Raw genomic sequence first — 18,626 nt, forward strand, 5'->3', positions numbered from 1 at the left:
TTACTGCTTCAGTTTGGGATCAAGCGCATCACGCAGGCCATCACCCATCAGGTTAAATGCCAGCACCGTCAGCAGGATTGCCAGACCCGGGAAGGTGACAACCCACCAGGCGCTTTGTGCGAACTGCAACACGTCGGAGAGCATAGTGCCCCACTCAGGTGTTGGCGGCTGCGCACCCATGCCCAGGAAGCCAAGAGCGGCCATATCAAGAATGGCGTTAGAGAAACCGAGCGACGCCTGAACAATCAGCGGCGCAAGGCAGTTAGGGAAGATATTAACGAACATCTGGCGCATCGCACCGGCACCCGCCACGCGAGACGCCGTGACGTAATCGCGGTTCACTTCCACCAGCACCGCCGCACGGGTTAAACGCACGTAGTGAGGAAGCGCCACGAAGGTCAACGCCAGCGCGGCGTTACCAATCGACGGGCCGAAGATCGCCACCAGCACCAGCGCCAGCAGCAGGCTTGGCAGGGCCAGCATAATATCGACGACACGCATGATGATATTATCAACGATGCCGCCGAAGTAACCGGCAACCAGGCCGAGTACGACGCCCATGATCAGCGACAGCACAACAACGAGACAGCCGACCAGCAGCGACAGACGCGCGCCGTACATCAGACGCGACAGCACGTCGCGGCCCACGTCATCGGTACCGAGCAGGTGCGTCAGGCTACCGCCGTCCTGCCACGCAGGCGGGGCGAGCAGCGCATCGCGGAACTGGTCCGCCGGGTTATACGGTGCGAGGAAGTTCGCAAACACCGCAATCAGGATCATGATTGCGACATACACCAGCCCTACCACCGCGCCTTTATTGCGCTTGAAGTAGTGCCAGAATTCCTGCAGCGGCGTCATAGGAACCGGTGCAGCGACCACTTTATTTTGAGTGACTTGTGACATGATGGTCCCTTACTTCTTATGACGAATACGCGGGTTCACCACGCCGTACAGCAAATCGACCAGCAGGTTGACGAGGATAATCATCGTCGCGACCAGCAGTACACCGCCCTGCACAACCGGATAGTCACGGCGTTGCAGCGCGTCAATCAGCCAGCGTCCAAGGCCCGGCCAGGAGAAGATGGTTTCGGTCAGGATCGCCCCCGCCAGCAACGTCCCCACCTGGAGGCCGATAACGGTCACCACCGGCAGCATGGCATTACGCAGCGCATGAACGATGATGACGCGCATACGCGTCAGGCCCTTGGCACGCGCGGTGCGGATATAATCCTCACCCAGCACTTCCAGCATTGATGAACGGGTCATACGCACGATCACCGCCAGAGGAATGGTGCCCAGCACCATGGCAGGCAGGATCATGTGCGCCACGGCATCAATGAAGTTGCCCTCTTCGCCCCAGATAGCCGTATCAATCAGCATAAAGCCGGTGAGCGGGTTGGTATCATCCAGGAAGACCATATCACTGACGCGCCCGGAGACAGGGGTTAGGTTCCATTGCACGGAGACCAGCATGATCAGCATCATGCCCCACCAGAAGATAGGCATGGAGTAGCCGGTCAGCGCCAGGCCCACGGCGGTATGGTCAAAAATAGAGCCACGCTTGACGGCAGCCAGTACCCCGACAGGAATACCCACCGCAGTGGCGAAAATCATGGCGCAGACGCCAAGCTCCAGTGTCGCTTTAAAACGCGGCACGAACTCGTCCCACACCGGAAGACGGCTTTTCAGCGAAATCCCTAAATCACCGTGCAACACGCCCCAGATATAGTGGAGGTACTGCTGCCACATCGGCTTATCGAGACCGAGTTCCGCCAGCAGCTGTGCATGGCGCTCAGGGGAAATACCACGCTCGCCCGCCATAATCATTACCGGGTCGCCGGGGATCATATGGACGAAGGCAAAAGTGAGAAGGGTGATACCGATAAACGTGGGGATAACAAGTCCCAGACGTCGGAGGATGAACTGCAACATAACCCGGATTCTCTCTGATGACGCACGACCAATGGCGTGACGTCTGTATTGCTCACAAATGTAAATTCCCTCTCCCTGTGGGAGAGGGTTAGGGTGAGGGGATACATGCACGACCCTCACCCCTGCCCTCTCCCAAAGGGAGAGGGAGAACACCCTACTTATTATTCAACAGATACGTTTTCGAAGTGGTGTTTGCCCAGTGGATCAACCACGTAGCCTTTCACCTCTTTACGCACTGGCTCGTACACGGTGGAGTGAGCAACAATCAGCGCCGGAGCCTGATCGTGCATAACAACCTGAGCCTGCTTGTACAGTTCAATACGTTTGTTGTGATCGTCGGTCGCACGCGCCGGCTGGATCAGGTCTTCAAACGGCTTGTAGCACCAGCGAGAGTAGTTAGAACCGTCTTTCGCCGCTGCGCAGCTGAACAGGGTGGCGAAGAAGTTGTCCGGATCCCCGTTGTCACCGGTCCAGCCCATCATTACCGCCTGGTGCTCACCCGCTTTGGCGCGCTTCAGGTACTCGCCCCACTCGTAGGTCACAATCTTGGCCTGAACGCCAACCTTAGCCCAGTCAGCCTGAACCATTTCCGCCATACGGCGTGCGTTCGGGTTGTATGGACGCTGTACCGGCATCGCCCACAGCTCAACGGTAAAGCCTTTATCCTGGCCCGCTTCTTTCAGCAGCGCTTTCGCTTTCTCAGGATCGTAGGTGTAGTCTTTAACGTCATCGTTATAGCCCCACATGGTTGGTGGGATCAGGTTTTTGGCAGCAACGCCTGCGCCCTGGTAAACCGCTTTGATGATCGCTTCTTTGTTCACCGCGTAGGTCAGCGCCTGACGCACTTTCACGTCATCAAACGGTTTCTTCTCGGTGTTGAAGGAGAGATAGCCCACGTTCAGGCCAGCCTGCTCCAGCAGGTTGATGTTCTTGTCCTGCTTCATGCGGGCGATGTCTGCCGGGTTCGGGTACGGCATCACCTGACATTCGTTTTTCTGCAGTTTTGCATAACGCACTGAGGCATCAGGCGTGATGGAGAAGACCAGACGGTCAATCTTCGGCTTGGTGCCCCAGAAGCCTTCGAATGCTTTGTACAGAATGCGGGAGTCTTTCTGGTACTGCAGCAGTTGGAATGGACCGGTACCGATTGGGTTCAGGTCGACTTTTTCCGGCGTACCGGCTTTCAGCATGTTGTCCGCGTACTCTTTGGACAGAATTGAGGCGAAGTCCATGGCCAGGTCAGCCAGGAATGGCGCTTCCGGGCGAGTCAGCACGAACTGAACCGTTTTATCGTCCACTTTTTTCACTTCAGCGATCAGGTCAGGCAGACCCATCCCTTCGAAGTATTCATAGCTGCCGCCAGACACTTTGTGGTACGGGTTCTGAGCGTTTTTCTGACGGTCGAAGGAGAACACAACGTCGTCGGCGTTGAAGTCGCGCGTTGGTTTGAATTCTTTGCTGTCCTGCCACTTCACGCCCTGGCGCAGGTGGAAGGTATAGGTTTTGCCGTCTTCGCTGACGTCCCACTTCTCGGCCAGACCCGGAATCACTTCCGTGGTACCGGTTTTGAATTCAACCAGACGGTTATAGATCGGTACAGAGCTTGCGTCGTAAGTCGTACCAGAGGTAAAGAGCTGTGGGTTAAAGCCTTCCGGCGAGCCTTCAGAACAGTAAACCAGGGTTTTTGCCTGTACGCTTGCTGCCACGGTCATAGCCACCAGGCTCAGACCAAGCTTCAGCATCCCTGACTTCTTCAAGGAAATACTCATTATTCTGCTCCAATGTGATGTTTTGCTTTGTTGTGTTACGCCGCCAGACCTTTATTTATTTTTTACCCGGTCCGGTCGGTGATGCCCGAAGGCTTTAAAGGGATGGAGAATCCTTTCAGAAGAGCGTTTGAGTTGCAGCGCAGATCGTCCCTGAAATGCCCCTCATGCCCTACAATCTGTCAATAGAATGTGAAAACGTCAATACAGGTGACGGGGATTTACGCTGAGTGTGAGAAACCGCAAACAAAGATTAAAAAAACTATGTGTGCCAGTTTTCAGCAGGGAAATTTATGCTACTCGCCCTCTTGCAGCACAACTCTCTTCATATTTCGCAACAATCAGTGATTAACTTTTATTCAGAATGGGTAAATTTTCTTGCAGAACGGTGATTATCTGAGCACTAAATACCGCGAACGTTAAAACGCACAGCGGAAAATGCTGAGGTTATCCATAAGCAACGCGAAAAAAGATCAATCTATATATAAAAAAATACAATGGATTATGTCACAAAATCGTTAACAGATAGGCAGAAGCGGGTGTAAGGGGCGTTTTGGTGACTCTGAAGGGCTAAGATCATAATGCAAAAAGGGCTAACCTTGCGGTTAGCCCTTTTCAGAATGTGGTCGGCGAGAGAGGATTCGAACCTCCGACCCACTGGTCCCAAACCAGTTGCGCTACCAAGCTGCGCTACTCGCCGAATGCGGAGCGCATCTTACTGCTGAGGTGCGCCCCCGTCAATCCCTTATTTTCAAAAAAACAATCAACTGGCGATATTCTCGCCAGAGCAGCTACTGCGCGGCTTTTGCGGTGTTATCAGGGAGTTTACACCAGTTGTTGTTTTCGTTAATCCCACCATTCGGTGAGGTATAGCCGAGACACCCCATAATGGTGTCGTACAGCTCAACGTGACGACGCGGCACCTTCATCTCCGCCTCTTTTTTCAGCTGAGCAAACATCTTCGCCTTCTCCGGATTTTCAAGATACTTATCCGACATCCACATGATCATCGGCACGCGGAACTGTTCTGGCGGTGCCAGCTTGCGCGGCGTACCGTGCAGGTGCTCTTTCTCGTTGATAGATTCACCGTGGTCTGCCGCGTAAATCACAATCGCTTTCTTATCGCGCAGCTGGTCAATCACCCGGCTCAGGAAGGTATCCACATACAGAACCGAGTTATCGTAGGCGTTGATCAGCTCCTGCTTGCTGCAGTCTTTATTAATGCCCACGCACTCAGGCTGCCACTTCGCGAAATCACGCGTGTAGCGCTGGTAATAGCTGTAGTGTGACCCTTTGGTATGCAGAATAACCAGATGCTTGCCCTGTGGATGATTCTTGAGTGACTCCGACATCTCTTCCAGAAGCAGCATGTCATCGACGTTTTTACCGCGGTTGCGCGGCTCGGCGCCAATCTGCTCGCGGTACGCGATGTTATCTGCCAGCGTGTTGGTGTAGAACCACATCTCACTTTGCATGGCGAACAGGTCAGAGCTAAATCCAAGCTGCTTCAGCACGGCAAACACGTTTTGCTCTTTCAGCGTGCGTTGCGGGTTATCGCTTGCACCGCCTTCACGCACAAACATACAGCGCAGCGAGAGCTTGGTTGCGGTATCGCAGGAGTAGCCACGGTAGGCCACCAGGTTCTTTTCCTGCGCCAGCTTTGGCGTGGTATCCCGGTCATAGCCGAGAATGCCCATATGATCCCAGCGCGTCGTTTCGCCAATGACAAAGACGACGTACGTATCATCAATCCCGTCGGCTGGCGGCTGGTAGGTGAATTTTTTCAGTGGATTGATCAGAGACTTCACATCACTGGATTCATCCGCCTGCGCCCAGGCATACAGACCTAACGCTGACAGCCAGTTAGACGGCAAATAGGAGTTTGCCACCACGCCGCCATAGCTTGGCATATCAACGCCCGTCGCTTTTTCGACGCGTTTTTGCTGCGTTTCCATCAGGCGGATAGGCGCCCATACCAGCAGACCGGCCAGCAGGACGACGACGATATTGCGGATCCGCTGTCCACGCGTACGCAGCTGGCGTAACAGCGTATAGCGGCAGGTATTGCTCCAGATAAAGAACAGCGGGATCAGACAGGTTAAAATCGTCCAGACGATAAAGCCGTTCCCAACCACCTCTTTCGAGAGATCGATATCCGTGGTCATCACCGAGGCAACGATACCGTAGCCAATGACCACGTTCATAAAGGTCATGTAATAGCTTGCGGCAGCAGAAATAATCACCACCAGCGAGGCTAAAATTTGCCAGGTTCGGCGGCCAAAGAGAGAGAGCAGGCGTAACAGGAAAAAGGTAGCCAGAACAGAGCCAAACACTTCAATCGCGGCGAATATCCCATTGCTTACGGTGAGGTGTTCAAAATAACCTTCCACTCTTCTGAACAGCACCGCGCCATTCAGAAACAAACCGATATAGACAGCCAGCATCAGACACAAACGTTGCTGGGTAAGAGACCTAATGTATTTCATGCAAACAACCCTGGGGGAAGGGGTATAAAGACCCGCCGAATCTCAAAGAGAAAGCGGACACAGTAAGTAAATGCGTAAGGAAGCGTTATAAGAAACGTCTACAAGCGCGGTAAGTAGACCACAGCGGGAGAGAAAAGTGGCAGCAGAGAGTGTGATCGGGGTAAATTTTTACAAAATATCGAGACGGGAAGCCTCTCGGATAAAGAAAAAAGAGGCCGCAATGGCCTCTTTCATACCGCTTATGCATGCACTTCTTTAAATACTTCGCGCTGCGGCTGGCGAATCGTGGTGGACAGCGCCAGGGAGATAATCAGCAAGGCGAAGATGACGCAGAAGGTCACGTAGAACCCGCCGAACAGGGAAGCAATCAGCGAGCCGCAGATACTGCCGATCCCGAAGCCCAGATAGATAACGCCGTAGTTTTTCGCCAGATTGTTCAGGCCAAAGAACTCGCTCACCAGTGACGGGAAGACGGTAATGGTGCCGCCGAAGTTAAAGGCCACGCAGGCAATCGCCGCGAAGAAGGTGGCTTCATTCAGCGGAGCGAACAGCAGCGCCGCCATGCCGACCAGCGAAACCACCTGCCCAATCGTAATCACACGGATGCGGGCAATTTTGTCAGACAGAATACCGAGGATCAGGCGACCGGAGAGGTTAGCAATGGAGATCACGGTTACCGCATTGGCCGCCGTGGCCGCATCCAGCTTCACCATCCCCTGCGCGATATCCTTCGCCACGCCGATAACATACAGACCGCTCATGCAGGCCGTCAGGAACATCACCGCCAGCATCCAGTACTGCGGCTTACGCATGGACTGCGCGAGAGTGAAGTCGTTCTCCACCACGCCGTTAACGGATTTGACCTCCTGCTGCGGCGCATCGGTCATCAGCGTGGCGCCGAACAGAATCATCACCAGCACGATTGCGCCCCAGATCATAAAGGTGTTTTCGAGGCCAACGGACGCCAGCAGGTGGGAGTCGATAAATTTGAACCCGAGGCTGCCCAGGCCATAGGAGCCGATGGCGAACGCGGAGATTAAGCCTTTACGCTCCGGGAACCACTTCACGCAGTTTGACAGCGTCAGCAGGTAACCTGCGCCGTCCGCCAGCCCCACCAGCACGCCGGCGCTCAGCCACAGCATCATCAGGTTGCTGGAATGCGCCGTCAGGAAAAAGCCCAGCCCCAGCAGTATGCCGGACGCCATCGTCACACGCTTCACGCCAAAACGCTCCTGCAGCTTGCCCGCGACGGAAGACGAAATCGCCAGCCCCAGGCTCAGCAGACCAAAGGAGAACGCAACCTGGCTGACCGGTGCGCCGAGTTTGTCGGAAAGCGCGCTGTTAAACAGGCTCCAGGTATAAACCGACCCCAGAGCAAACTGGGTGACGATGGTGCCAAAGAGCGTGAGCCAGCGCGTGCGGTTATAAGTTGATGTGTTCATGGCAGTTGTCCTGCAAGAGAAATTAAGGAAGTTCGCTGAGGACAACGATAAACAAAACCTTAATACCCTTGGGGGAAAACGGCATGAAATGCAGGCGGAACGGAATGAAATGCCTGGAATCGGGAATGAATGGCCTGGCCCGGGAATAAAGCGACAGCGTGTTAGTATCTGCTATCGCTGTAAAGCCCGTGGTTATTGTATTCGAGATGTTATCGTAACGTTTAAAAAAGTAACAACTCTAGAAATTGGCGCTGACGCCGAGGGTGTACAAAACTCCTCACCGGTGGTGGTGTGCTCCCCCTGAGCCAGCGACGCGTAGGCCGCCACGTGCGTATTAAATGGAATATCCGTTCCCACGGTGACGTCCATCCAGCTACCGCTTTGGGCAGGGGCTGGCGTTTGCGGCATGCCAAACTGCGATTTCCACTGGTTTTCACCAAACTGCTGGTTATAGCTTATCTGCGCCCACGGACGGAGATCGCCGTACTGGGTATTCACGCGCCAGCCCAGCGTGCTAACGCTGGCATGCCAGAGCGGATCGGTGAGAGCCTGCGTCGACGCGCTATCACCAAACTCGTTGACCATCATGGGGGCCGTGCCGTCGTACCGCCACGCCACCACCGGGCCGGTGGTGACACGTGCTGAAACCGGAAAATTCCAGCCCACGCTCATCGCTCCCTCTGTCGTGCTGCCAGATGGTATATTCAGGGCAAGGCCTGGCGCATTTTGTGAAGACTGAATACGCTCGGCCAGAATATCCTCATAACGCGGTTGGTGATCCGCGTCCCATGTATAGCGTTCCGCCATATTATTTTGGGCGTCTGAAACGATATATTCCTGTTGCCAGGCAGACGCTGTATTACAAAAAAACAGGCAGGCTGAAATCCCCACCAGGCCAGAAGCAGCATGGCGACCACTGATTTTTTTTATCATCATCAACGCGACCCCAGAGAGAGCCGAATTCGGCGATATTTGTCGTTATTCAGGAAGAGCTTATAGCCCTGTATTAACTATTGTCTTTATAGTAAACACGTCAAGCCGGTCAGAAAGAAAATTTTGCGAAATCAGTATCAATAAGGGAGATGAGGGATGGAACGTTGCGGTTGGGTAAGCCAGGATCAGCTTTATATCGACTATCACGATCGGGAATGGGGCGTGCCGGAAACGGAGGGTAAAAAACTCTTTGAGATGATCTGCCTGGAGGGCCAGCAGGCGGGGTTATCGTGGATTACGGTACTGAAGAAACGCGAAAACTACCGCAACGCCTTCCACCAGTTCGATCCTGTCGCCGTCGCCGCGATGACCGATGAGGACGTGGAACGCCTGGTGCAGGATGCCGGCATCATCCGCCATCGCGGTAAAATCCAGGCCATCATCGGTAACGCACGCGCTTACCTGGCGATGGAACAAAACGGCGAATCGTTCTCAGATTTTGTCTGGTCGTTTGTGAACAACGATCCGCAGGTCACCCAGGCCGCCACGCTCGCGGAAATCCCGGCCTCTACCCCGGCCTCGGATGCCCTCTCGAAGGCCCTGAAAAAACGCGGCTTTAAGTTTGTCGGCTCCACCATCTGCTACGCCTTTATGCAGGCCTGTGGCCTGGTCAACGACCACGTTACCGGCTGCTTCTGTCATCCGGGAGGCCATCATGATCCGCAAATGGCAAAGTGAGAATACCGCGCCGCTTCTGAGCCTGTGGCTTGAAAGCACTACAGAAGCGCATCCGTTTATTGAGCCGGCTTACTGGAAAGAGAATGAGGCCATGGTGCGGGACGTTTACCTGCCGTCGGCGGAAACCTGGGTCTGGGAACAGGACGGCGAACCTTACGGATTTATCAGCGTGATGCAGTCTCAGTTTGTCGGCGCGCTGTTTGTCGCGCCTAAGTGCATCGGGAAAGGCATCGGGCGCGCGCTGCTGAACCATGTTCAACAGCGCTTCCCGCACTTAACGCTGGAGGTGTACCAGAAAAATGTCCGGGCGGTGAATTTCTACCATGCTCAGGGCTTTCGCATTGAAGATAGCGCCTGGCAGGATGACACTCAGCACCCGACGTGGATCATGAGCTGGCAGGCGGATCAAACGCCGTTAAGGTAAGCTCGGGTCCCTGATATTTCTCGACCCAGGCCAGGGCCGTGTTCCCTGCGCAACCGTTCCCCAGCTTCGAGCTGGGGAGATCTTTGGTCAGCACGTTAACCGCCCCGTTTTTACAGATACCGCCTTCGGCGGGCTCAAGGTCGGGCCATGCGCCCTGATGAATGCAGATCACGCCCGGTTTAATCCCGTCGCTCAACACCGCCCCTGCCAGCACCTGCCCGCGCGAGTTCCAGACGCGCACCACGTCGCCGTCCGCGATCCCGCGGGCTTTCGCATCGAGGGTATTCAGCGTGACCGGCTCTCGCCCCGCGACCGCATACTGCTCGCGCAGGGACGTATAGTTAAGCTGGCTGTGCAGACGGTGCGCGGGATGCGCTGACAACACCTGCAGCTGCTCCGGCTGGGCGTTGCCGTGCCACTCGTCCGGCTCGAGCCACATAGGGTGTGGCGGGCAGTCGGCATAGCCAAAGCTGGCGATGCGCTCGCTGTGGATCACGATCTTTCCGCTTTCGGTTTTCAGCGGGTGGTTCTCCGGATCGCGGCGGAAATCGGCAAAACGGACAAACTTCGCGTTCTGTTCGCTCTCCGGCATCTCGACGATCTGGTTCGCCTCCCAGAACTCAGCAAAGGGAGGAAGCGTCACGCCCTGCGCCGCGCCGCGCTGTACGGCAATCTGGTAGAAGGTCTCCAGCCATTCGAGGTCAGTTTTCCCTTCGGTAAAACGCTCGCGACCGCCCGCTTCCCATAGCTCGCTCAGTTCAGCAAACACGTCAAAATCATCACGCGCCTCATCGCGCGGGGCGACAACGCGCTTCATCGGGACCATATGCTGGTTGCTGTAGTCACCGGTCATGGTGAGATCGTTACGCTCAAACGAGGTGGTCGCCGGCAGCACAATATCTGCATGCTTAGCCGAGCCGGTCCAGAAGCACTCGGAAATGACCACCAGCTCCGGCTTTTGCCAGGCGCGGATCAGGCGGTTGGTATCCTGATGGTGCGTGAAGTTCGACCCGCCCGCCCACCAGACAAATTTAATGTCCGGGAAGTGGCGGTCCAGACCGTTGTGCTGATAAAAACCGCCGGGGTTTTCCAGAGCTTCAACGATCCGCGCCACCGGGATTTTATCCACGGCATCCACGCCGCCCTGCACCGAGCCTTGCAGAGACGCCAGCACCGCCGCTTTACGCGTTGGGTTACCGCCGTTCGCAAAGTGATAGGAGAGACCAAAACCCCCGCCCGGCGTGCCGATCTGCCCAAGCATTGCGGCAAGCGTCACCAGCATCCAGTGTTTTTGCTCGCCAAACTGCTGACGCTGCATTCCCCAGCCGGACATTAACATCGTGGTGTTTTTATGGAACAACGCCGCCAGTTCGCGGATTTTCTGCGCAGGAACACCGCAAATATCTGCCGCCCACTCTGCCGTTTTCGCGACCCCATCGGATTGGCCCGTCAGGTAGTCGGCGAATTTATCGAAGCCGGTGGTACAGCGCGTCAGGAATTCGACGTCGTGCCAGCCGTTTTCGACCAGCGTATGGGCGATACCCAGCATCATCGCCACGTCGGTGCCCATATGGGGGGCAACCCACTCGGCGCTGTCGCCGAAGAAATCCATGGTTTCAGAGCGCATTGGGTCAATGCAGATGATGCGCTTGCCGCTTTTGCGCAGCGCGTCGAAATAACCAATGCCCTGCTCGTCGCTGGCATTCCAGGCAATTTTCAATGTGTTAAGCGGGTTAGCGCTCCAGAGCACCACCACGTCGGTGTGCGCCAGCACCAGCGGCCAGCTGGTCTGCTGCTGGTACACTTCGTTGCCCCCCACGACATACGGCATGATCGCCTGCGCCGCGCCGGTGGAGTAATCACCCAGATGACCGGTGTAGCCTCCCGCCAGGCTCATATAGCGCTGCAGCAGCGTCGAGGCCTTATGCAGCACGCCGTTAGAACGCCAGCCGTACGACCCGGCGAAAATGGACGACGGCCCGTAACTGTCGCGAATGCGCCTGTGCTGGGCGTGGATCAGCGCCAGCGCGTCATCCCAGCTCACGCGAACAAACTCATCCTGACCGCGAATACCCTGAGGCTTGTCCGGCGAGGCCAGAAAACCTTTACGCACCATCGGCCAGCGCACGCGCGTTTTGCTATGCACCTGATCGCGAACGACGGTCTGTAACGAGTTGGGATGTTGTGTTGGCAGTGCCCCGCGGGACGACAGAACATTTTCGCCATCGGTTTCGACCAGCATCGGCCCCCAGTGGGCGGCGGTCAGAATGGTTTTCGTTGAGGTGCTCAAGCGTGCGCTCCTGGTTGCGTGCAGGTTTTACGGCCTTCTTGCTGAGGCAGTTTATGGTTTGTCACAAATTTCAGACTTATACCCGGAATTTTCTCCGTATCTGGACGTCATAATCAACTGCCACGCTCGCCGTGGCAAAGAATAAAAAGGATTAAGGAAAGAAGATGAAAAAACGCGTACTCGTTATTGCCGCTCTGGTGAGCGGTGCACTGGCTGTTTCTGGCTGCACAACCAACCCTTACACCGGTGAGCGCGAAGCGGGTAAATCCGGCATTGGCGCGGGTATCGGCTCGCTGGTCGGCGCAGGCGTTGGGGCGCTCTCCTCCTCTAAGAAAGATCGCGGCAAAGGCGCGCTGATTGGCGCTGCGGCGGGCGCAGCACTGGGCGGCGGCGTCGGGTATTACATGGACGTGCAGGAAGCGAAGCTGCGCGACAAAATGAAGGGTACCGGCGTGAGCGTAACGCGCAGCGGCGATAACATCATCCTGAACATGCCGAACAACGTGACCTTCGACAGCAGCAGCGCAACGCTGAAACCTGCGGGGGCGAACACCCTGACCGGCGTGGCGATGGTGCTGAAAGAGTACAACAAGACCGCCGTGAACGTGATGGGCTACACCGACAGCACCGGCAGCCAGGATCTGAACATGCGTCTGTCCCAGCAGCGCGCCGACGCCGTGGCCAGCTCGCTGATTACCCAGGGCGTTGAAGCGAACCGCATCCGCACCAGCGGCATGGGCCCTGCCAACCCTATCGCCAGCAATAGCACGGCGGAAGGCAAAGCGCAGAACCGCCGCGTTGAGATTACGTTAAGTCCAATTCAGTAGGTAAAAGCAAAACGGCAACCCCGTTGCCGTTTTTAGTGTTTGCGCCCTCTCCCGTGGGAGAGGGTTGGGGTGAGGGCACCAAACCGCAACCTCCGGTAAGCGCAGCGCCACCGGGCAAATTACTTGATTCGCCAGATTTTCCCGTTAAGGTATTCTCACTAAATTCAGGGAAATCAGCGATGAGCAAACCAGCCCGGGCCACCATCAGCGACGTGGCGAAAGCCGCCAAAACCGGTAAAACCAGCATTTCGCGCTACCTTAACGGCGAGAAACACCTGTTGTCCGACGCATTGCTGGCGCGTATTGAACAAGCCATTGCCGATCTCGACTACCGTCCCAGCCTCATGGCGCGCGGGCTCAAGCGCGGTCGCACCCGCCTTATCGGGCTTATCATCGCTGATATCACCAACCCCTATTCCGTTAACGTGCTCAGCGGTATCGAAGCCGCCTGTCGCGAGAAGGGCTTCACGCCGCTGGTCTGTAATACCAACAACGAAGTCGACCAGGAGCTGCATTACCTCGATCTGCTGCGCAGCTACCAGGTCGAAGGGATTGTGGTTAACGCGGTGGGCATGCGTGAAGAGGGTTTAAACCGCCTGCAGCAGTCCTCCCTGCCCATGGTCCTCATCGACCGTAAAATTCCGGAATTTGCCTGCGATGTGGTCGGGCTGGATAACACCCAGGCCGCTACTACCGCCACCGAGCACCTGATCGAACAGGGCTTCGAGGCGATTCTGTTTCTGAGCGAGCCGTTAGGGATGGTCAACACCCGTCGCGAGCGCCTGAGCGCATTTCGCGCCACGCTGGAGCGATATCCCGGCGTGATCGCCGAAAATGCCGAAACCCCGCTTCACGAAGCCGACCAGCTCGACAACACCCTGCGTCAATTCCACACGCGCCATCGCGGGATGCGCAAAGCCGTTATCTCCGCCAACGGGGCGCTGACGCTTCAGGTCGCCCGCTCGCTCAAGCGCATTGGCCTACACTGGGGCAGCGACATCGGTCTGCTGGGGTTTGATGAACTCGAGTGGGCGGAGCTGGCTGGCGTCGGCATTACGACACTCAAACAACCCACCTGGCAGATTGGCTATGCTGCTGTTGAACAAGTGGTTCGCCGTATTGAAGGCACCAGCGATGCCGTTCGCGAGCAGGTCTTCTCCGGCGAGCTGATCGTTCGCGGCTCCACCGCGCGTTAATTTTCCCTTGTGATACCGATCATAAATTCGACATCCTGACCTTTTCTTTGGAACCGGTTCCATCTAGCGTAATAGTATTGATATGTTGCGATGGAGTCCGAAGATGGGCAGGAAAATTATGGTGGTCACCGCCGCGTACGGTGCGGAACAGGTGCGACAGGCGGGCGGTCAACGGGCAATGCTGCCCGTTATTGCAGGCGCGGGGGCAGACGGCGTGGAGATCCGCCGGGAACTGTTCAGCAGTGAAGAGCTGCTGGCGCTGCCTGCGCTGGGAGAATCCATTGAGCTGCTGGGCCTGCTGGCGTGCTACTCCGCCCCCGCCGCCCTGTTTATGCCCGACGGCACCCTCAACCCGGACCTGACCCGCTATCTCTCTGAAGCTAACACCCTGAACGCCCTGTGGCTGAAGGTTTCCCTGGGCCATTTCCGCGACGCGCAGCCTCTCGACGCCCTGCGTAGCCTGCTGAACGCAAGCGGCATGGCGCTGGTCGTGGAGAACGATCAGACCGACTGTGGACAGCTCGCACCCATGCAGCGCTTCCAGGCCGCCTGCCGGGAAATGGCGCTCCCCGTCACGCTGACCTTCGACATGGGCAACTGGCTGTGGGTTGGCGATTCGCCTGAAGAGGCCGCACGTCATCTGGCCCCTGCGGTAAGCTATATCCACGTTAAAGCCGCCGTGCCGCATAAAGATAACTTCCGCGCCGTGGCACCGGACCACGCCGATGCGCGCTGGCTGGATCTGCTCGGCCAGCTGCCTGCCGATGCCCCGCGCGGTATCGAGTTCCCGCTGGAAGGGACGGATTTAACCGCCGTTACCCGCCATTACGTCAACCTGCTGCGCGAGGAGTAAATCATGCACAAGACGCTGGATGTCATCACGATCGGCGAAGCCATGGCGATGTTTGTCGCCACTGAAACGGGCGAACTGAGCGCGGTAGAGCACTTTATCAAACGCGTGGCAGGCGCAGAGCTAAACGTCGCGACCGGCCTGGCGCGTCTCGGCCTGAACGTCGGCTGGGTCAGCCGCGTGGGGGACGACAGCTTTGGCCATTTCGTCCTCGACTCGCTGAAAAAAGAGGGTATTGATGCCGCAGGCGTCACCCTCGATGGACGCTTCCCTACCGGCTTTCAGCTTAAATCTAAGGTTGAAAATGGAACCGATCCCATCGTGGAGTATTTCCGTAAAGGATCGGCCGCAAGCCACCTCTCTGTAGCGGATTACCACACCGACTATTTCGCCTCCGCGCGCCACCTGCACCTGAGCGGCGTGGCGGCTGCGCTGTCTGCCAGCTCGTATGAGCTGCTGGATCATGCGGCAGCCACTCTCAAAGCCCAGGGAAAAACGATCTCTTTCGATCCGAACCTGCGCCCGGTGCTGTGGAAAAGCGAAGCGGAAATGGTCGAGAAGCTGAACCGTCTGGCGTTCAGGGCGGACTGGGTCCTGCCGGGCCTGAAAGAAGGGATGATCCTGACGGGTGAAAATACGCCGGAAGGCATTGCCGATTTCTACCTGAATAAAGGCGTAAAAGCGGTGGTGCTGAAGACCGGCGCCGATGGCGCATGGTTTAAGACGGCCAACGGCGAACAGGGCGCGGTCGCGGCGGTGAAGGTTGAGAACGTTGTCGACACCGTCGGCGCGGGCGACGGTTTTGCCGTGGGCGTAATTAGCGCCCTGCTGGAAGGCAAAACGCTGCAGCAGGCCGTCGCGCGGGGCAACAAGATTGGCTCGCTGGCCATTCAGGTGCAGGGCGACAGCGAAGGATTACCAACGCGAGCAGAGCTTAACGAATAAACATCCCCCTCACCCTAGCCCTCTCCCCAGAGGGGCGAGGGAATGACTTGCTCCCTCTCCCCTCTGGGGAGAGGGCCGGGGTGAGGGGCATAAATCGCACTCAACAAAACAAACCACCGTGTACCCTACAGACAACGGCGGTAACAACCTCAACAACAGAGGCAAGCCTATGAACAGTTCGACCAATGCAGTAAAACGCTGGTGGTACATCATGCCAATCGTGTTTATCACGTACAGCCTGGCGTACCTTGACCGTGCCAACTTCAGCTTCGCGTCCGCGGCGGGGATCACAGAGGACCTTGGCATCACCAAAGGTATCTCCTCCCTGCTGGGTGCCCTTTTCTTCCTGGGCTACTTCTTCTTCCAGATCCCCGGCGCGATTTACGCAGAACGCCGCAGCGTGCGTAAGCTGATCTTCGTCTGTCTGATCCTGTGGGGTGCCTGCGCGTCACTGACCGGCGTGGTGAACAATATTCCTGCCCTGGCCGCCATTCGCTTTATCCTCGGCGTCGTTGAGGCGGCGGTTATGCCGGCGATGCTGATCTACATCAGCAACTGGTTTACCAAATCTGAACGCTCGCGCGCGAATACCTTCCTGATCCTCGGTAACCCGGTGACGGTGCTGTGGATGTCGGTAGTGTCTGGTTACCTGATCCAGTCCTTCGGCTGGCGCGAAATGTTTATCATCGAAGGGGTCCCGGCTGTGATCTGGGCATTCTGCTGGTGGGTGCTGGTGAAGGATAAACCTGCCCAGGCGAAATGGCTTTCCGAAGACGAGAAAGCGGCGCTGCAGGCACAGCTGGATAAAGAACAGCAAGGCCTGAAGGCGGTACGCAACTACGGTGAAGCCTTCCGCTCCCGCAATGTGATCCTGCTCTGCGCGCAGTACTTTACCTGGAGCATTGGCGTGTACGGCTTTGTGCTGTGGCTGCCGTCTATTATCCGCAGCGGCGGCGAGAACCTTGGCATGGTAGAAGTGGGCTGGCTCTCTTCCGTACCGTATCTGGCCGCAACCATCGCCATGATCGTCGCATCATGGGCATCGGATAAGCTGCAAAACCGTAAGCTGTTTGTCTGGCCGCTTCTGCTGATCGCTGCCTTTGCGTTCATTGGCTCCTGGGCCGTCGGCGCGAATCACTTCTGGGCCTCTTACGCCCTGCTGGTTATTGCCGGTGCAGCCATGTACGCCCCGTACGGCCCGTTCTTTGCCATCATCCCGGAAATGCTGCCGCGTAACGTGGCGGGCGGCGCGATGGCGCTGATTAACAGTATGGGTGCGCTGGGTTCGTTCTGCGGCTCCTGGTTCGTTGGCTACCTGAACGGTGCCACCGGCAGTCCGTCCGCATCGTACATTTTTATGGGGGTGGCGCTTTTCGCCTCCGTGTGGCTTACTTTGATTGTTAAGCCTGCTAATAATCAACAACACCCTGTCGGCGCTCGCCACGCCTGAATCCTTAAAAATCAACGGAGATTAGCATGAAGCCGTCCGTCATTTTGTATAAAGCACTGCCGGAAGATCTGCAGAAACGCCTTGAAGAACACTTCACCGTCACGCAGGTGAAGAACCTGAGCCCGGAAACCGTGGCACAGCACGCCGAAGCGTTCGCCAGCGCCGAAGGCCTGCTGGGTTCAAGCGAGAAAGTGGATGTCGCCCTGCTGGAGAAAATGCCGAAGCTCCGTGCTACCTCTACCGTTTCCGTGGGTTACGACAACTTCGATGTGGACGCCCTCAATGCCCGCAAGATCCTGCTGATGCATACGCCACATGCCCTGACGGAAACCGTGGCCGACACGCTGATGGCGCTGGTACTCACCACGGCGCGTCGCGTGGTGGAAGTCGCGGAGCGCGTGAAAGCGGGCGAATGGACAAAAAGCATTGGGCCGGACTGGTTCGGCGTGGACGTTCACGGCAAAACGCTGGGCATTGTTGGCATGGGGCGTATCGGGCTGGCACTGGCGCAGCGCGCGCATTTTGGCTTTAACATGCCGATTCTGTATAACGCGCGTCGCCATCACGGTGAAGCCGAAGAACGCTTCAATGCCCGCTACTGCGAGCTGGATACCCTGCTACAGGAGGCCGATTTTGTCTGTCTGGTTCTGCCGCTGACGGACGAAACGCGTCATCTGATTGGCAAAGAGGCGTTTAAGAAAATGAAGCAGTCAGCCATTTTCATCAACGCGGGTCGTGGCCCGGTGGTGGATGAGAAGGCGCTGATTGAGGCCCTGCAAAACGGTGAGATCCATGCAGCAGGTCTGGACGTCTTTGAGCAGGAGCCGCTGCCGGTGGATTCCCCTCTGCTTTCGCTGCCTAACGTGGTTGCCCTGCCGCACATCGGCTCAGCCACCCATGAGACGCGCTACAGCATGGCGGCCACCGCGGTCGATAATCTCATCGCCGCCCTTAGCGGAAAGGTGGAGATAAACTGCGTGAACCCGCAGGTGCAACGATAGAAACGAAAAAACCCGCCAGAAGGCGGGTTTTTGAATTTTGTGCTACTGGGTTGGAAGCTTACAGGCTTACAACGTTACCAGCTGCTGGGCCTTTAGCGCCGCTTTCGATGGTGAAGGAAACTTTCTGACCTTCATCCAGAGATTTGTAGCCATCGTTCTGGATAGCAGAGAAGTGTACGAACACGTCTTTTGAGCCATCGTCAGGAGTGATGAAGCCGAAACCTTTATCAGCGTTGAACCATTTTACCAGACCAGTCATTTTAGCAGACATAGAAATTACCTTATTAACAAATATATTGTGCCTTCCGGCTTGATGGATTGCGTTACAGATTTTTAAGCGATGAAG

At 56.6% G+C, this 18,626-nt stretch carries 15 protein-coding genes, 1 tRNA gene and 1 pseudogene; 8 read left to right on the forward strand and 9 right to left on the reverse strand.

All coding sequences use genetic code 11. From position 1 onward, the window contains the following. The 7 genes and pseudogenes from dppC to V4835_RS22550 form a co-directional block, all read right to left on the reverse strand. A complete protein-coding gene (gene dppC / locus V4835_RS22520) occupies positions 1–903 on the reverse strand; it encodes a dipeptide ABC transporter permease DppC (RefSeq protein WP_063145378.1) in 903 nt (300 codons plus the stop codon). 9 nt (positions 904–912) lie between these two features. Continuing rightward, on the reverse strand, positions 913–1,932 hold the full coding sequence (dppB, locus tag V4835_RS22525; RefSeq protein ID WP_063145377.1) for a dipeptide ABC transporter permease DppB: 1,020 nt from the start codon (positions 1,930–1,932) through the stop codon (positions 913–915). A gap of 161 nt (positions 1,933–2,093) precedes the next feature. After that, on the reverse strand, positions 2,094–3,701 hold the full coding sequence (gene dppA / locus V4835_RS22530) for a dipeptide ABC transporter periplasmic-binding protein DppA (RefSeq protein WP_032661780.1): 1,608 nt from the start codon (positions 3,699–3,701) through the stop codon (positions 2,094–2,096). Between the two features lie 620 nt (positions 3,702–4,321). Further along, positions 4,322–4,398 (reverse strand) — tRNA-Pro (locus tag V4835_RS22535). A gap of 91 nt (positions 4,399–4,489) precedes the next feature. After that, complete coding sequence (gene eptB, locus V4835_RS22540; RefSeq protein WP_331413801.1) at positions 4,490–6,184, reverse strand: kdo(2)-lipid A phosphoethanolamine 7''-transferase; 1,695 nt, start codon at positions 6,182–6,184, stop codon at positions 4,490–4,492. Between the two features lie 239 nt (positions 6,185–6,423). Continuing rightward, positions 6,424–7,626 (reverse strand): L-lactate MFS transporter, encoded by a 1,203-nt coding sequence (locus V4835_RS22545; RefSeq protein WP_331413802.1) that lies wholly within the window; start codon positions 7,624–7,626, stop codon positions 6,424–6,426. 238 nt (positions 7,627–7,864) lie between these two features. Further along, positions 7,865–8,562, reverse strand: a pseudogene (locus V4835_RS22550) (autotransporter domain-containing protein). 153 nt (positions 8,563–8,715) lie between these two features. Here V4835_RS22550 and tag point away from each other — a divergent pair. Further along, the gene (tag, locus tag V4835_RS22555; protein ID WP_331413804.1) at positions 8,716–9,297 is read left to right on the forward strand and encodes a DNA-3-methyladenine glycosylase I; all 582 of its coding nucleotides are present in this window, start codon (positions 8,716–8,718) and stop codon (positions 9,295–9,297) included. Then, complete coding sequence (locus V4835_RS22560) at positions 9,275–9,721, forward strand: N-acetyltransferase (protein ID WP_331413806.1); 447 nt, start codon at positions 9,275–9,277, stop codon at positions 9,719–9,721. Before tag ends, V4835_RS22560 begins: the two co-directional genes overlap by 23 nt. Here V4835_RS22560 and V4835_RS22565 read toward each other — a convergent pair. Next, complete coding sequence (locus V4835_RS22565) at positions 9,684–11,963, reverse strand: molybdopterin guanine dinucleotide-containing S/N-oxide reductase (RefSeq protein WP_331414159.1); 2,280 nt, start codon at positions 11,961–11,963, stop codon at positions 9,684–9,686. The two genes, V4835_RS22560 and V4835_RS22565, sit on opposite strands and share 38 nt — an antisense overlap. A 212-nt stretch (positions 11,964–12,175) precedes the next feature. On the opposite strand from V4835_RS22565, the gene V4835_RS22570 reads away from it, so the two are divergent. From V4835_RS22570 to ghrB, 6 genes are all read left to right on the forward strand, one after another. Next, positions 12,176–12,838: an OmpA family lipoprotein gene (locus V4835_RS22570; RefSeq protein WP_024909080.1), complete on the forward strand. Its 663-nt coding sequence runs from the start codon at positions 12,176–12,178 to the stop codon at positions 12,836–12,838. Between the two features lie 179 nt (positions 12,839–13,017). Then, positions 13,018–14,034, forward strand: coding sequence for a LacI family DNA-binding transcriptional regulator (locus tag V4835_RS22575; protein ID WP_039261180.1), 1,017 nt, complete (start codon positions 13,018–13,020; stop codon positions 14,032–14,034). 103 nt (positions 14,035–14,137) lie between these two features. Continuing rightward, complete coding sequence (locus tag V4835_RS22580; protein ID WP_331413808.1) at positions 14,138–14,887, forward strand: sugar phosphate isomerase/epimerase family protein; 750 nt, start codon at positions 14,138–14,140, stop codon at positions 14,885–14,887. A 3-nt stretch (positions 14,888–14,890) separates the two neighbouring features. Beyond that, positions 14,891–15,829 (forward strand): sugar kinase, encoded by a 939-nt coding sequence (locus tag V4835_RS22585; RefSeq protein ID WP_331413810.1) that lies wholly within the window; start codon positions 14,891–14,893, stop codon positions 15,827–15,829. A gap of 169 nt (positions 15,830–15,998) precedes the next feature. Next, positions 15,999–17,279 carry an MFS transporter gene (locus V4835_RS22590; RefSeq protein ID WP_023334085.1) on the forward strand — a complete coding sequence of 427 codons (1,281 nt, stop codon included), beginning with the start codon at positions 15,999–16,001 and terminating at the stop codon, positions 17,277–17,279. Between the two features lie 26 nt (positions 17,280–17,305). Continuing rightward, positions 17,306–18,280, forward strand: a complete 975-nt coding sequence (ghrB, locus tag V4835_RS22595; RefSeq protein WP_331413811.1) for a glyoxylate/hydroxypyruvate reductase GhrB — start codon at positions 17,306–17,308, stop codon at positions 18,278–18,280. A 58-nt stretch (positions 18,281–18,338) separates the two neighbouring features. Here ghrB and cspE read toward each other — a convergent pair whose 3' ends face one another. Further along, entirely contained in the window at positions 18,339–18,551 is a 213-nt protein-coding gene (cspE, locus tag V4835_RS22600; protein WP_003860775.1) for a transcription antiterminator/RNA stability regulator CspE, read from the reverse strand. Positions 18,552–18,626: the final 75 nt, after the last annotated feature.

This window comes from Enterobacter cloacae complex sp. CARB60 (assembly GCF_036487345.1).
Classification (GTDB): domain Bacteria; phylum Pseudomonadota; class Gammaproteobacteria; order Enterobacterales; family Enterobacteriaceae; genus Enterobacter; species Enterobacter asburiae_D.